15 protein-coding genes and 1 pseudogene are annotated in these 14602 nt (G+C 36.4%); 12 read left to right on the top strand and 4 right to left on the bottom strand.

The features are described 5' to 3' along the window. Window positions 1-120 precede the first annotated feature (120 nt). The 11 genes from BOQ64_RS16035 to BOQ64_RS15985 all read left to right on the top strand — a co-directional run bounded on the left by BOQ64_RS16035 (window position 121) and on the right by BOQ64_RS15985 (window position 11098). Window positions 121-1854, top strand: a complete 1734-nt coding sequence (locus BOQ64_RS16035) for a thiamine pyrophosphate-dependent enzyme (protein WP_129059191.1) — start codon at window positions 121-123, stop codon at window positions 1852-1854. 136 nt (window positions 1855-1990) lie between these two features. After that, window positions 1991-2470: an energy transducer TonB gene (locus tag BOQ64_RS16030; RefSeq protein ID WP_129059190.1), complete on the top strand. Its 480-nt coding sequence runs from the start codon at window positions 1991-1993 to the stop codon at window positions 2468-2470. A gap of 9 nt (window positions 2471-2479) precedes the next feature. Further along, window positions 2480-3229, top strand: a complete 750-nt coding sequence (locus BOQ64_RS16025; protein ID WP_129059189.1) for a hypothetical protein — start codon at window positions 2480-2482, stop codon at window positions 3227-3229. 23 nt (window positions 3230-3252) lie between these two features. Continuing rightward, window positions 3253-3666 (top strand): energy transducer TonB, encoded by a 414-nt coding sequence (locus BOQ64_RS16020; protein ID WP_129059188.1) that lies wholly within the window; start codon window positions 3253-3255, stop codon window positions 3664-3666. Between the two features lie 170 nt (window positions 3667-3836). Further along, a complete protein-coding gene (gene miaB, locus BOQ64_RS16015; RefSeq protein ID WP_129059187.1) occupies window positions 3837-5273 on the top strand; it encodes a tRNA (N6-isopentenyl adenosine(37)-C2)-methylthiotransferase MiaB in 1437 nt (478 codons plus the stop codon). Window positions 5274-5275: 2 nt separating this feature from the next. Then, complete coding sequence (locus BOQ64_RS16010; protein ID WP_129059186.1) at window positions 5276-5791, top strand: hypothetical protein; 516 nt, start codon at window positions 5276-5278, stop codon at window positions 5789-5791. Next, on the top strand, window positions 5763-6560 hold the full coding sequence (locus BOQ64_RS16005; RefSeq protein ID WP_129059185.1) for a tetratricopeptide repeat protein: 798 nt from the start codon (window positions 5763-5765) through the stop codon (window positions 6558-6560). The genes BOQ64_RS16010 and BOQ64_RS16005 overlap by 29 nt, the downstream gene beginning before the upstream one ends. Window positions 6561-6596: 36 nt before the next feature. Then, window positions 6597-7883, top strand: a complete 1287-nt coding sequence (locus BOQ64_RS16000) for a sigma-54 interaction domain-containing protein (protein ID WP_129059184.1) — start codon at window positions 6597-6599, stop codon at window positions 7881-7883. Between the two features lie 15 nt (window positions 7884-7898). After that, entirely contained in the window at window positions 7899-8603 is a 705-nt protein-coding gene (locus BOQ64_RS15995; protein WP_129059183.1) for a hypothetical protein, read from the top strand. After that, window positions 8593-9144, top strand: a complete 552-nt coding sequence (locus BOQ64_RS15990) for an LptE family protein (RefSeq protein WP_129059182.1) — start codon at window positions 8593-8595, stop codon at window positions 9142-9144. The genes BOQ64_RS15995 and BOQ64_RS15990 overlap by 11 nt, the downstream gene beginning before the upstream one ends. A 1-nt stretch (window position 9145) precedes the next feature. Then, window positions 9146-11098: a tetratricopeptide repeat protein gene (locus tag BOQ64_RS15985; RefSeq protein WP_129059181.1), complete on the top strand. Its 1953-nt coding sequence runs from the start codon at window positions 9146-9148 to the stop codon at window positions 11096-11098. A 47-nt stretch (window positions 11099-11145) separates the two neighbouring features. Here BOQ64_RS15985 and BOQ64_RS15980 read toward each other — a convergent pair whose 3' ends face one another. The 4 genes and pseudogenes from BOQ64_RS15980 to BOQ64_RS15965 all read right to left on the bottom strand — a co-directional run bounded on the left by BOQ64_RS15980 (window position 11146) and on the right by BOQ64_RS15965 (window position 13827). Further along, window positions 11146-11751, bottom strand: a complete 606-nt coding sequence (locus BOQ64_RS15980; protein ID WP_129059180.1) for a DUF4126 domain-containing protein — start codon at window positions 11749-11751, stop codon at window positions 11146-11148. 362 nt (window positions 11752-12113) lie between these two features. Next, window positions 12114-12483, bottom strand: a pseudogene (gene rnpA / locus BOQ64_RS15975) (ribonuclease P protein component). After that, window positions 12483-13208 carry a ThiF family adenylyltransferase gene (locus BOQ64_RS15970; RefSeq protein ID WP_129059178.1) on the bottom strand — a complete coding sequence of 242 codons (726 nt, stop codon included), beginning with the start codon at window positions 13206-13208 and terminating at the stop codon, window positions 12483-12485. The pseudogene rnpA and the gene BOQ64_RS15970 overlap by 1 nt, the downstream one beginning before the upstream one ends. Continuing rightward, complete coding sequence (locus tag BOQ64_RS15965; protein WP_129059177.1) at window positions 13201-13827, bottom strand: TatD family hydrolase; 627 nt, start codon at window positions 13825-13827, stop codon at window positions 13201-13203. Before BOQ64_RS15965 ends, BOQ64_RS15970 begins: the two co-directional genes overlap by 8 nt. 181 nt (window positions 13828-14008) lie before the next feature. Between BOQ64_RS15965 and BOQ64_RS15960 the strand changes: the two genes are divergently transcribed. Next, complete coding sequence (locus BOQ64_RS15960; RefSeq protein WP_317127616.1) at window positions 14009-14551, top strand: TetR/AcrR family transcriptional regulator; 543 nt, start codon at window positions 14009-14011, stop codon at window positions 14549-14551. Window positions 14552-14602: the final 51 nt, after the last annotated feature.

The raw sequence follows: 14602 nt of genomic DNA, 5'->3' as shown, positions 1-14602 counted from the left end.
GTTTACAAGTTTTTTAATACTGAATCCTCTTCTATTTTCCTATTAATTAGTTAAATTTGATAGACTTAGGATGTTTTTATCCTGGCTATTGAAAAAAAACAACCACCAAATCTATTAATTATGGCTAAAAATATAGCAGAGCAAATTGTTGAAATGCTCGAAAATGCCAATGTGAAAAGAATTTATGCAGTAACAGGAGATAGTCTCAATCACCTAAATATTGCGGTGAAGAAAAGCAGCATTCAATGGATACATGTCCGCCATGAAGAAGTAGGAGCTTACGCTGCTGCTGCTGAAGCCGAGCTTGATGGATTTGCTGTTTGCGCAGGGAGTTGCGGCCCTGGGCATGTTCATTTGATTAATGGAGTGTATGAGGCACATAAATCTCATGTTCCGATGCTAGTGATTGCGTCTACCATTCCAAGTGATGAAATGGGGATGGATTACTTTCAGGAAACCAATACCATCAAGTTGTTTGATGATTGCAGTTATTATAATCAAATGATTACACGTCCTGAACAGGTGCAACGAACCGTTCAAACCGCAATTCAGCATGCAATTTCTAAAAAAGGAGTAGCCGTAATTGGTCTTCCAGGAGACGTTTCCGAGTTGGATGCACAGGAAGCAACCACATCGGCGCAAATCTTTAAAACCAATCCTGTCATAAGGCCATCAGATGATGAATTGAAAAATCTTGCAGCATTAATCAATGAAAGCAAAAAAATAACCCTTTACTGTGGGATAGGTGCTGCAGAGGGCAGTGCTGAGGTTATAGAATTATCAAATCTGTTAAAAGCTCCCGTTGGCTATTCGTTCCGGGGTAAAATGGCTATTCAGCCTAATAATCCTAATGAAATAGGTCTTACAGGTTTGCTGGGTTTTCCTTCTGCTTATCATGCAATGCACGAGGCTGATCTTGTTCTTCTTCTCGGTACCGATTTCCCTTATCAGAAGTTTATGCCTGTAAAAAATAAAATCGTTCAGATTGATGAAAGCCCGGAAAGACTGGGAAGAAGAGCAAAGCTTGAACTAGGTCTTACTGGGGATGTTAAACAAACTATTTTAGCTTTACTACCCTTATTAAAAGAGAAAACTGATGTTCATTTTCTCAATGAACAGTTAGCTTTTTATGATAAAGTTAAAGAAAATCAACTTGAATATGTAAAAGATTCAGGAAAAGAAGATGCTATTCAGCCGGAATATGTAGCACATACATTGGACCGATTAGCTAAAAAAGATGCAATTTTCACAGTAGATACAGGAATGTGTTGTGTCTGGGGAGCCAGATTTATTACAGGAACCGGAGCCAGAAAGATGCTGGGCTCCTTTAATCACGGCTCAATGGCTAATGCAATGCCAATGGCTATCGGAGCTTCTTTGTCACATCCGGATAAACAGATCATTGCCATGTGTGGAGATGGCGGCTTATCAATGCTGCTAGGTGATATGGCAACTATCTTTCAATATAAACTTCCTGTAAAATTGATTGTTTTCAATAACAGAACTCTGGGAATGGTAAAATTGGAAATGGAAGTTGGCGGAATGCCGGATAACGAAACAGATATGATTAACCCGGATTTTGCACTGGTTGCCCAGGCAATGGGATATCCTGGAAAAAATGTTCACAAGCCTGAAGAGGTAGAAAATGCTATTAAGGAATGTCTGGATCATAACGGACCCTATCTTCTCAATATCTTTACCAATCCTAATGCTCTGGCTCTTCCCCCAAAGATTGAGCTGGATCAGGTTCTGGGAATGACCAAATCTATGGCCCAACTGATGTTGGGTGGAAAAATGGATGAGGTACTTGAAACCGTTAAAAGTAATTATAAGCATATCAAAGGGCTGTTGTAACGGCCATTTTTAATATTTCAATGCCTATAAGCTGACCCCTGTTTTAGAAAACTTCATACATTGTGTGAAGTTTTTCTTTTCTGTAAGACCTCTAAATATTTACCTTTGTTTATTAATTTAATGAACAGATCAAGCTATGAGAACGATACTTTTATTTTTTGCCTTATGTTTTGCAAACTTTTCCTTTGCACAGGAGCTTGAAGACAGAGATGATTCCTTCATTGTAGAAAACAATAAAAATCTTTTTAAAATAGATATTAAAGAACCCTTTTTACAGATTGCTGCAAAATGTAATGATTTTAAACCTGCTGCTTTTAATGGAGGTGCTTCAGCATACAAAGATATTTTAAGCAAATATATGTATACCTATCTGAACGCAGATTTCTATACATTAAGCGGGGATTTTACATTTACTTTGATAATAGATGAATCAGGAAAGGTAATAGATGCAGTAGGAGCTCCAAAAGTATTGCACAGTGAAGCTTTCTTTGATGATATGCAGTATGTAGTGAGAAGAATCAAAAGAAACTGGAAACCTGCAACCTGTAACGGGCAGCCGGTAAAATCAGAAATGAAAGTAAAAATGAACTTCTCTTCTTTATCAGTAGATATGTAAGCCAAAATCATGAATCAAAAACTACTAACCATTTTCTTACTTACTTTTCCGTTTCTTACTGCACTGGCGCAAAAGCCGAGGATGACTGATTATCCCCCCGGACAGGATGCCTATAGAGGTGGTAATGTTCAGATGTTTAAAGACATTCAGGATTATTTTATTAAAAATAAACTTTCAGGATGTGAAAATAAAAGCATAAAAGAAATGTATTGGGTAACCCTAAGAATTGATGAAAATGCTAAACCTGCACTAGTAAGAAAAAAAAACGATATTGAAAATGCAGAAAAAAACAAATGTGCTTATGATTTGATTGTAAAAGCTTTGGGGGCGCTTAAAGATTGGCAAGCGGCTAAAGTGGAAGATAAAAATATTACAGCATATACTGATTTTCCATTTATCCCCTCAGATTTTTTTGAAAACTATAAGGAGAACTATGATACCCGAAACTTCATCACCAAACCTTCTTTCCCTCCCAACGGAATGCTTTCATTCAGGGAAGAAGTAAGAAAAAATGTACGCTCATCCTTAGATTATGATCTTTATAAAGTGAATGGAATATTTACTGTTTTCTTTACAATTGATACAGATGGCTCCACAAATGTCATTGATGTTGAGCCTAAGGTTCCTAATAGCGAAGGATTGATTGAAGATATAAAATACGGATTTAAAAAAGTAAAACAAAAGTGGATTCCTGCTACAAAAAAAGGAATTCCAGTAAAAGTAAATACCCGGGTAAATCTCAAATTTTCTGATTATTAAACGCATTTACCAACTAAATAACTATGAAAAAAAATATTTTAATCCTGTTCCTTTTATTAGGTTTTTTAGGATATTCACAACAGACGCAATCTCCAAAAGAAGAAATTACAACTTCACAGAATGCACAATTTCCGGGTGGTGATGAAGCCTTTACAAAAGAATTTCTGCAAATGATTCATTCTTATATTGATTTAAAGAAATATGCAGTAAACGGAAAGTTTGTTTTTGTCTTTGATGTAAATACAGACGGAAAAGTAGAAAATCTTGATGTATTACCCAAAGTAAAAAACAGTGAGATGTTTATTGATGATATGAAGTTTGCCATTAAAAAAGTAAAAAAGAAATGGAAGCCCGCAACGAAAGATGGGCAGCCTGTAGTTTCTAAAAAAATCATCAGAATTAACTTCACTTCGGATCATTTCGATCACGGAGATTAATGCTTATTTGATTGGGGAAAATGTGAGCTCTTCATGAGTTTAACAGATCGTAATAATCCTCCTGCCATTCTGTCACAATATTTTGTATCTTTGCAGACTCATTTGTTCGTAATTTAAAATTCACGGAGTAATTTCCCATGTTTTTAAATGAGAACCTTAAATTGATTATCGTGCAGGAAAAATATATAGACGAAACAAAACAGGGCGAAGCATTTGCTATTGCCGAAAGACCTGAAAATTCTAAAAAACTGTTTTTAGAAAGCTATGGTTGTCAGATGAACTTCTCAGACTCCGAAATTGTTGCCTCCATTCTTAACGAACAGGGATATAATACAACAATGAAAGTGGAAGAAGCTGATCTGATCCTGTTAAATACATGTTCTATCCGTGAAAAAGCTGAACAGACAGTAAGAATGCGTCTTTCCCAGTTCAAAAATCTTAAGAAAGAAAAACCGAACATGACGGTAGGTGTTCTGGGATGTATGGCCGAAAGATTAAAAACCAAATTCTTAGAAGAAGAGCAATTGGTGGATCTTGTAGTAGGACCAGATGCGTATAGAGACTTACCTAACCTGTTGAAAGAAACAGACGATGGTAGAGATGCCATCAATGTAATTCTTTCCAAAGAAGAAACTTATGCAGATATCAATCCGGTTCGTTTAGGCGGAAACGGAGTTACAGCTTTCGTTACCATTACGAGAGGTTGTGATAACATGTGTACATTCTGTGTAGTTCCATTTACCAGAGGAAGAGAAAGGAGCCGTGATCCACATTCTATTATCGAAGAATGTAAAGATCTTGCAAATAGCGGATATAAAGAAATTACCCTTTTAGGACAGAACGTAGACTCTTATTTATGGTATGGAGGCGGTCCTAAAAAAGATTTTGCCAAAGCATCTGAAATGCAGAAAGCAACAGCTGTTAACTTTGCTCAGTTGTTAGATTTGGTTGCCAAGGCAGTTCCGGAAATGAGAATCAGATTCTCTACATCAAACCCTCAGGATATGAGTCTTGATGTATTCAGAATGATGGCGAAGCATGATAATATCTGTAAATATGTACACCTTCCTGTTCAGAGTGGTAGCAACAATATGCTTGAAGCCATGAACAGACAGCATACCCGTGAAGAATATCTTGAACTGATTAGAAAAGCTAAGGAAATTGTTCCTGAAGTAGCATTCTCTCAGGATATGATTGTAGGATTCTGTAATGAAAGTGAAGAAGATCACCAGGATACATTAAGCTTGATGAGAGAAGTAGAATATGACTACGGTTATATGTTTGCTTATTCAGAAAGACCGGGAACTCCAGCTCACAAAAAAATGGAAGACAATATTCCGGCTGATGTAAAGCAAAGACGTCTTGCTGAGGTAATTGCACTTCAGGGGGAACTTTCCAGAATGAGAATGCAGTCTTATGTGGGAAGAGTTCATCAGATTTTGATTGAAGGAACTTCCAAGAAAAATGAAAACCAATGGAAAGGAAGAAACTCCCAAAATGCCGTGTGTGTCTTCGATAAGCTTGAAGGGCAGCAAATAGGTGACATTGTGGACGTTTTTGTATATGATAACACCCAAGGCACACTTTTAGGGAAAATCACAGAATAGTTTTGAAAGCGGTTTACCTCTTTACCTTATTTTCCTTTGCGTTGTTTTCATGCCAGGCAGAGAAAAAAACGAGTAAATATCCGGATACCGTGGGTGATATCGCTTTTGATGAAAAGCTGGATGAAGCAGGGTTTAAGAAGTGTGGAGCCGGAAAAGACAGACCTTTTAGTTTCCAGTATTATCATGGACCAAAAATGTTCGGGTATAAAGGAGAAAAAATAGCTGTCGTTGAAAAGCTTAAAAAAGAAAATATATATTCAGAAAAGAAGGTCAGCGGGTATATTACCGTTAGATTTTTAGTAAATTGTGAAGGAAAAACAGGACTGTTCAGGCTAAAGCACATGAATTCAGATTTGAAAGATGTTTCTTTGGACGAAGAACTGGAAAATAAGCTGTTGGAATTCACAAAATCATTAAATGGCTGGATGCCGAAAGAGATAGAAGGTTTAAAAGTAGATTACTATCAGTATTTAACCTATAAAATTGAAGATGGAAAAGTTTCAGAGGTATTACCTTAGCTTTTTGTTACTAATAGTGTACACCAATACTATTGCACAGGTTAACTGTAACGCAATAGAGGGTGAGGACTGCAAAAAAGCCTGTGAACTTTATAACACAGCTTCAGACTTACAGGGTTTCCAGGCATCTCAGGAAGGCTTTGATAAAGCGATAGAACTGTGCCCGGATTTCTCCAGTGCTTATATGGAGAAAGCAGTACCTTATCTCAAAAACGGAGATTTTGTAACCTGGAAAATTCTGATTGATAAAGCGGTTGCTTTAGATCCTAAAATGCACCTTGGCTACAGAGGCTGGTGCAAATTTCAGTTTTTAAGAGATTATAAGGGAGCTATTCTGGATCTGGAAGAGCTTAAAAAATATTATCCGGAAGACTTAGGAAGGTCGCAGAACGGAGATTACAATCTGGATGTAGTGAAAGCTATGTCCTATAGTGCTTTAGGGCAGAAAGAAAAAGCAGCCGGAATTATTGAAAGGCTGTTGGTAACAAGAGGGTATGTAAAAGGAATGTTTGATCATTACCAACTTGGCGTTACCTACTTTGAGCTGGGAAGATATGATAAAGCCCTTGAGAATTTTGAAAAACAAAGCAAAGAATACAACTTTGCTGAGAATATATACTTTAAAAGTAAAGTTTCTAAGATCAGAAACAAAGATTATTTGGATTTGAAAATGTTAGCCTTAAAAACGTACGATGAAGGAAAGACAATGAAAGATGTCTATACCCATCATTTTAACAAAGTCTACAGACAGCAGATAGAAGAGCTGTAGAACAGTAACATTCAATCAATAATCAAAAATTTACTTATGAGCAACGAGTTACAGAACATAAAAAACCGCTTCGGAATTATCGGGAATTTTCCGGCACTCAACAGGGCCCTGGAAAAATCGATACAGGTTGCCCCTACAGACATCTCCGTCCTTGTTATCGGAGAAAGTGGAGTAGGGAAAGAATTTATTCCGAAGATCATCCATTCAGAATCCAGAAGAAAACATCAGCCTTATATTGTAGTAAACTGTGGAGCAATTCCGGAAGGAACTATAGATTCAGAATTATTTGGGCACGAGAAAGGAGCTTTTACAGGAGCTACAGCTACCAGAAAAGGATATTTTGAAGTAGCAGACGGCGGAACCATCTTCCTGGATGAGGTAGGAGAGCTTCCTTTACAGACGCAGGTTCGTCTTTTACGAGTACTGGAAAGCGGTGAGTTTATGAAAGTAGGATCTTCCCAGGTACAGAAGACCAATGTAAGAATCGTAGCGGCTACCAACGTTAACATGATGAAGGCCATTCATGACGGTAGATTCCGTGAGGATCTGTATTACCGTTTAAATACCGTTCAGATTGATATGCCGCCTTTAAGAGAAAGAAAAGGAGATATCCATTTGCTGTTCAGGAAGTTTGCTATAGATTTTGCAGAGAAATACAGAATGCCTGAGCTGGAGCTGGAACAAAGTGCCGTTCATTATATAGAAAATTATTCTTTCCCGGGAAATGTCCGTCAATTAAGAAATCTTGTTGAACAGATGACCGTTGTGGAAAGAAACAGAAATATCACTGCAGAAAAGCTTGCAGAATACATTCCGATGGAAACTCACCTTCCGATGGTGGTGAATAACCAGAGTACTCCGAAACCTAATGATTTTGGAAGTGAAAGGGAAATTATGTATAAGATTCTTTTCGATATGCGAAACGATATTAATGATTTAAAATCCTTAACTTCGGAATTAATAAAGAACAGAGGAACAGCAGATCTGAGTAATCACGAGAAAAATCTGATCAACAGAATTTATACTCCCGAAGCTCAGCCACAGATAAACTCCGGTTCTCTACTGTATTTTGAAAATAATGATGCACCGGCAGTACAGACTCCTACCATTATTTCAAATCCGGATGACAGCTACGAGGATATTGAGGATATTGAAGTAGAAGAAAACAGACCAGAATCACTTTCACTTCAGAATAACGAAAAAGATTTGATTATCAAAGCTTTGGAGAAGCATAAAGGAAGAAGGAACAGAGCAGCGGATGAACTTGGAATTTCACAAAGGACTTTATATAGAAAAATAAAACAGTATAATCTGGAAGATTAATAAAGCACAATAAGTATGAATGTAAATTTAAAACCTAAGCCGGTCAATTTTAAACTCGGGGAGTATATTAATAAAGGATTCGAATTTTTAAAGAAAGATTTCGGAAATATTTTTGTTGCATTTTTAGTGTGTTTTATCATGTCAATCATTCCTTTTTGTGGAATGCTGGCAATGGGTAACATGTATAAATACCTTCAAAAATTAAATAGAAATCAGCCTGCAAGTCCAGGAGATATTTTCGACTTTAAAGACTTTAAACCTTATTTTATTTTACAACTTATTATTTTTGGAGCTGTTTTAGCTATTTACATTCCATTGATTATAGTTTTAGCACTAACGGGATCATTATCCGGTAGTGATGATCCTAATCCATTGGCAGGACTCTTTATGTTTCCTTATATGCTGGTCGTAATGATAGGAATCTATTACTTTGTATTAAAAGCGTTTTATATTACCCCTCTAATCAGCCTTAAAGGGATTAAGGATATTAAAACAGCCTGGAACATTTCCAAAGTAATGACTCAGGGAAATCTTATATCAATTCTTCTTTTCTCATTTGTAGTAGGTCTTTTAGCTCAAATTGGGTTTCTGGCATGCGGAATTGGAGTTTTTCTTACCATTCCATTTGTATATACTGCTAATTATTTTGCTTACGAAGATGCTATTCAACAAATTGAATTTGATGAAATCACAGAAATTGGATCTAAAAATGAATTTTAAAATTAAAAATATCAGTCTGAAACAGCCGTTACTAATGATGGCTCTCTTTGCCTTGCTGGGAGTGTTGAATTCATGCTACAGTTTTACCGGATCATCTCTTACAGATGAAAAAACGGTTCAGATCAATGAGTTCCCAAACAATGCCTCTCTTGTAAACCCGGCATTATCACAACAATTCTCAACAGATATTCAGAACAGATTTTTACAGAGAACTACTCTGAAAGGAACAAAATCAAATCCTGATATCCTGATAGAAGGAGAAATTACAGACTATGCCATTACGCCAACTACCATCAGCTCCAATACACAGACAAACCCATCTGGTGGAATAGTGCAGCAGGCTCAGAATAAACTTACAATTACCGTAAAAGTACATTATGAGAATAAAGTACACGCGGATTCCAGTTTTGACAGAACCTATACGGATGAAGCTGCCTTTAACAGCAGCCTGTCACAGAATGAAATTGAAACTCAACAGGTTAAAATTGTGACTGAGAGAATTATTAATAAGATTTTTAACGACATTGTAGCGAATTGGTAAGATGAATCCCAGAGTTTTAGAATTAATAAAAAATCCGAAAAATATTCAGTCAGAAGACCTTGGGCTTTTGAAGGAAGAGATTCACGCATTTCCCTATATTCAAAATATCAGGGCGCTTCATTTATATGGAGTACACCTGTATGAAAAAGAGAATTATCAGAAAGAACTTTCCATAACGGCGGCATACACCACTGATAAAAAAATTCTTTATCAACTGATAAACGGGAAAATTCAGCAGGAAGTAAAATCGGAAGTAACTGAAGATAAACCATCTGTAATAGCTGCTGAAAAGCCAGTCAGATACAATTATAATGTCAAAGGTTTCCCGATAAAAAGAGAAGAAACTGTTCCGGCTCCTGAAAAAGAAGAAGCAGAAGAAAAGGAAACATGTATTTTACAGGAAGCGCAGGAAGTTAAACACCTCTATGTAAATGGAGAACGTAATAGAATCTTATTTGAGGGTGAAGAAAACTTCCTGGATGAAGAAAACCCTGAAACAATAGATCTTGAATCCACACTGGAATCAGGAATGCTTGTAATTCAAAAGTCTGAATCAGAGCCTGTAGAACAGAATCAGCAGGAGAAAGAAGAAAATGTAGGTGAGGAATTTACAAAGGAAACCGTTATTGATGAAGATCAGATTACTTCAGAAACTGTAGAAGAAAAAGTTGAAGAAGAGAAAAATCTGAGTTTTGAAGAAACAGAATCTCTAATGCCGGAAGTAAAATTCGAGGAAAATGGTGTTGAAAGTTCAACAGAAGATGCTGAAGCTATTGTTGATGAAGAAATTTCTGTTGCTGAAATTGCAGAAGAGACTGATGCTGAATTAAGTTTTCATGGAACAGAAGCATTCTTACCGGATGTGAAAATTCAAGGTAATAATGATGAGGTTACTGAAGCCGTTGAAATACCTGTACTCAATGTAAATAAGCATGAGGAGGAAATGAGACGTCTGATTGAAGAAGTTGAAAAAAAGATGAAGGAGACTAAATCTGTTATTCAGGAAGAACAGCAGATGGAACCGGAAGCATCTGAAGATCATGAGATAAGCTTTGCAGAAACTCAGAGTTTCCACTTCTGGTCAACCGATCAGGAAAATTCAGCACAGACAGAAGAAGTAATAGAAGAACCTGTACAGGAAGAAAATACCGAATCAACTGAGTCTGTAATAGAAACGATTCAAGAAGAAATTGTAGCAGCAGATACCGTTGCTGAAACTCAGACAGCATGGAAACCTATGAGTCTTGAATCCAATGTACCTGATTCTCTAATTAATAAACCGATAGAAGCCGTTACTCCTGTAATGCCAGTAATACCTTCTACAGAGACAAAAGCTGAAAACATAGAAATTGTTGAGCAGCCTGAAGCAATAGTAGAAGTCTCTGCTGAAAAGATTGCTGTAGAAGACCAGCCTGAATTGGCTGTAGAATTAGATGAAGCTCCGGAAGAAGCTCCTCAGAAGGACGAAGAAGTTCCGGTAATGAATGTTTCATTCTTTAGTACAGATATTTCAAGTCTAAAAGTTGGTGAGTCGAAGGAAAATAAAGAAGAGCCTGTAAAAGAAGATTCAATGAAGGAAGAGCATATTCCTCAGGCTCCAGTCAACAGCAATGTCCCTGGATTTATCAATACATGGCAGAGCTGGTTGAAAATCGACAGAACAGATGAGATTGAAAAAGAGAAAGAGGTGATCAAAGAAAAAGCAATTGAAACCTTTATCGAAAACAATCCTAGGATCAGTCAGCTAAAAGAGGAAAGTACCTATGTTGTTAAAGAAAAGAATAGTGATATTTCCCACTTGATGACCGAAACTCTGGCTAATCTTTATTTTGAGCAGAAATTATATTCTAAAGCGATTAAAGCATTTGAAATATTGGTTAAAAAGCATCCGGAAAAGAAAGAATACTTCGAAACCAGAATTAAAGAGATCAAAGATTTTAGAAGTAAAAACTAAAATATAATATAAAAGGTACAGCTCAAAGAGACTGTACCTTTTGTTTTTTATTCTGTGGAAGACATTTTTTTACCCCGAATTTTCCTCCATGCTTTTCGTCCGTAGACAACTACCAGAACCAATAAGATAATCGCCAGAATAGCTGCAATAATGGGAGCTACCATTGCAAGAACAGTCATAATGCCGGCTCCTGCCGTCTCAGTAGTTCCTACTACAGAATTTCCCAATCCACCTGTGGTTGCTGTAGAAGCTGCCCGTATTCCTGCAAAACCGGAACTTATGGTGGCTGCTGTTCCACCTCCTGCAATTAAAGCCAGTGCCCACTGTGGGAATGTTCCCAAATCGGCAAATTGACTGGCAAATAAGACAGAGCCGGCAACAGTAGCCAAAGGAACAGAAACGGTATCCAGTAAGTGATCTACAAATGGAATATAGTAGGCCAGGATCTCAACAACTGTTGCAATTCCTGTTGTGATAAGCGTAGGCAAACCCGCCAGCCATTCAAAACTTTCATTCATCGGAATCCAGTGAAAATAAGAAGCAAGACTTACGGCAAACATAGGAAGAAATACCCTGAAGCCTGTAGCAGCAGAGAGCCCAATGCCAATAAAGGCACTGATGACGTATGAAAGATAGGGAACTTGATCCAACATATTAATTTTCAGATTTATTGTTTCCTATAAAATTACAAAAAGTATGCGAGATTTGGAATTCGGGGTACGAAATACATGATTTAGGGTTTAAACCAGTAAAACATAATTTTATAGAGAGCTATCTGTGCCCATTTGCGTTATCTGTGGGCAAAAAAATATAACTAATGAAAAATAGAATCAGTGAAGAAACATTTCCCACAGATTTTCACAGATGCTAAATGGATATTTTTACAGTTTGATCTGTGCTTATCTGTTGCATCTGAGGGAAAAAAATAAGAAATCTACATAATCAGTAAGATTTGCGGGAAAAAACATTAGTAGGATCAAAATAAGCACTCGTTAATAACCTTTCCCATCAGAAATTATTTTTTCTGAGTCTCACAAAGCTTAATAAACTGAGCTTCCACATCCTGGAATTTTGGCGGCATTTCTGAAGAAACCCAAAATAGCATAGCCATAGTTTTTTCTCCAAAAGCTGCTTTAAATAACTCTTTATTTAATCTATAGCACTCCCTTAGCAGCCTCTTAATACGGTTTCTGTGAACCGCTCTCTTAAAGTATCTTTTAGAAACGGAAACCCCAAACTTTCCGCTTTCAATAGAAGCTGTGGGCTTGTCTTTCAGAATAATGATTCTCAGATTTCCAGATGTCTTCCATTTACCCTTTCAAAAGTAAACTGATTTCTGTATTTTTTTTGAGCTTTTCCGCTCTGGGATATTTGGAATTCTGCATTAATCTTGTTTCAGTAGAGAGTTGATGACTTCAGCAGCAGCATACAAACCGAAAATTGCAGGCATATAGCTTATGGTTCCGTAAAAAGATCTTTTATAGTTAGTCCCGTCAGTCATTTTCAAGCTTTCTTCATCCTGAATATCATTCGCAAAAACACAACGAACCCCTTTATCAATTTTTACTTTTTTCAGTCTTTTTCTTACTTGTCTTGCAAGGTGGCAATGTTCGGTTTTGCTAATGTCTCTAACCAATACCTTGCTTGGGTCGGTTTTCCCGCCGGCTCCCATTGAACTTACCACCTTTATCCTCCTTCTTTTGGCAGCAATAATCAAACTAAGTTTTGGAGTAACACTGTCTATGCAGTCCAAAACATAATCAAATTTTGCAGAATCTAAAACTTCATCCATTCTTTCAGGATTTAGAAACTCATTGATTTTGGTTAGATTAAGATCGGGATTAATATCTAAAAGTCTTTCTGCAACAACTTCTACTTTATGTTTTCCAACAGTAGAACGTAAAGCAGGCAACTGTCTGTTGACATTGGTGATGTCCACTGTGTCACCATCCACAATCGTCATATTTCCTACTCCGGCTCTTGCCAGAAATTCAGCAGCAAAAGAACCTACACCACCTAAGCCCACAACCAGAACGGTGGCTTTATTCAATTTTTCCAAACCTTCTTCTTTTACCAAAAGTTCCGTTCTTTCCAACCAGTTTTTATCCATTTCTTATCGTGTGTAAATTTTCTAAAATTTGTTCGTTGAGATCTTCCAGAGAGATTTTTTTTATTTCTGAAACCTTTAGGTACAATTCTTCGATCTTAAAGTCTTCATTGTCAGTTTCTAAAAAGAATTTATCTATGGGAGTGTTTTTTAAAATATCCTGCAAAGATAAATTATACAAAACAGCTTTTCCAAAACTCAGGTAAAAATTATTAGCAAGAAGATCTTCTGCAATTTTCTGTTTTTTATTAAAACCATGAATAATCATGGGCTGCTCAGCCTTTTTTTTAAAAGAAATCACCTCATAAAATTTTCTTACACAGTGTATAATAACAGGCTTTTTTACCTCATTGGAAATATTGATCTGTTTTAAAAATACTTCCTCCTGTATTTTCTGATCAATAGGTACAAGGGAATCCAGACCACATTCTCCAATAGCAAAACAATTCTGAAACATCATGTTTTTTACCCAATTCAACTGACGATCCATATCATTAATATCAATATCATGAGGATGTATTCCTATTGAATAGGGGAAATCCGGCGGAATCTGCTCAATATCCAAATTATAAATTCCGTCTGTAATGTATGTTTTATGATGATGAAAATCAAAAAATTCCATATTCAAAAATACTACTATTTGGAATTAATATAAAATTATTAAACGATCGTTTATAAATGTGTTAAAAATTTCTTAACTTTACTCAAAGTGCACTTCATGAAAAAAAATTTACAGAAAAACAGATTCACATACTGGATATTGCAGAAGAATTAATTGCAAAAAAGGGTACGAAGGAACCTCTGTGAGGGATATTTGCTCTAAAGCCAATATCAATGTCGCTATGATCTCCTATTACTTCGGGTCTAAGGAGAAGATGATGTCTTATCTTTATCAGTACAGAGTATTAAAGACCAGAGAAAACTTTTCAGAATTTGCTGATACCATCAAGGAAGGAAAGCCGGAAATGCAGATGCGTGAAATGATAAAATATATCGTTTCCCAGCTGTTCAAGTATAATTATTTTCATGGGTTTGTGACCCAGGAACTCCGTCATACGGAGAATTTAAAGGACGAATTGCTGGATTTTTACCAGTTGTTTGTAAAAAAACTGGATGAAGTCATCAAAAAAGGAGTTGCTTCAGGAGTATTTACCTTTACCCCAAAACCGGAAGATATTCTTACAATGATTATCGGTTCTACCTTATTTGTGATCCGGAACAAAAACTTTTATGAACTTTACGTACCAAGTAAAAACGAAGAAGCCTACGCAAAAGAGGCTGAAAAGAAAGTGAGAATGAATCTTTTATTAAGTGTTTTTGCAATTTTAGGATACGCTGCAGACTAAAATTACGTTAAATATTCATAAAAAAAAATCTATTGACAAAAAAGTTATATT

Origin of the sequence: Chryseobacterium sp. CH25, assembly GCF_004119455.1 — a bacterium.
Lineage (GTDB): Bacteria > Bacteroidota > Bacteroidia > Flavobacteriales > Weeksellaceae > Chryseobacterium.
This window is presented reverse-complemented; position numbering and strand designations above follow the sequence as displayed.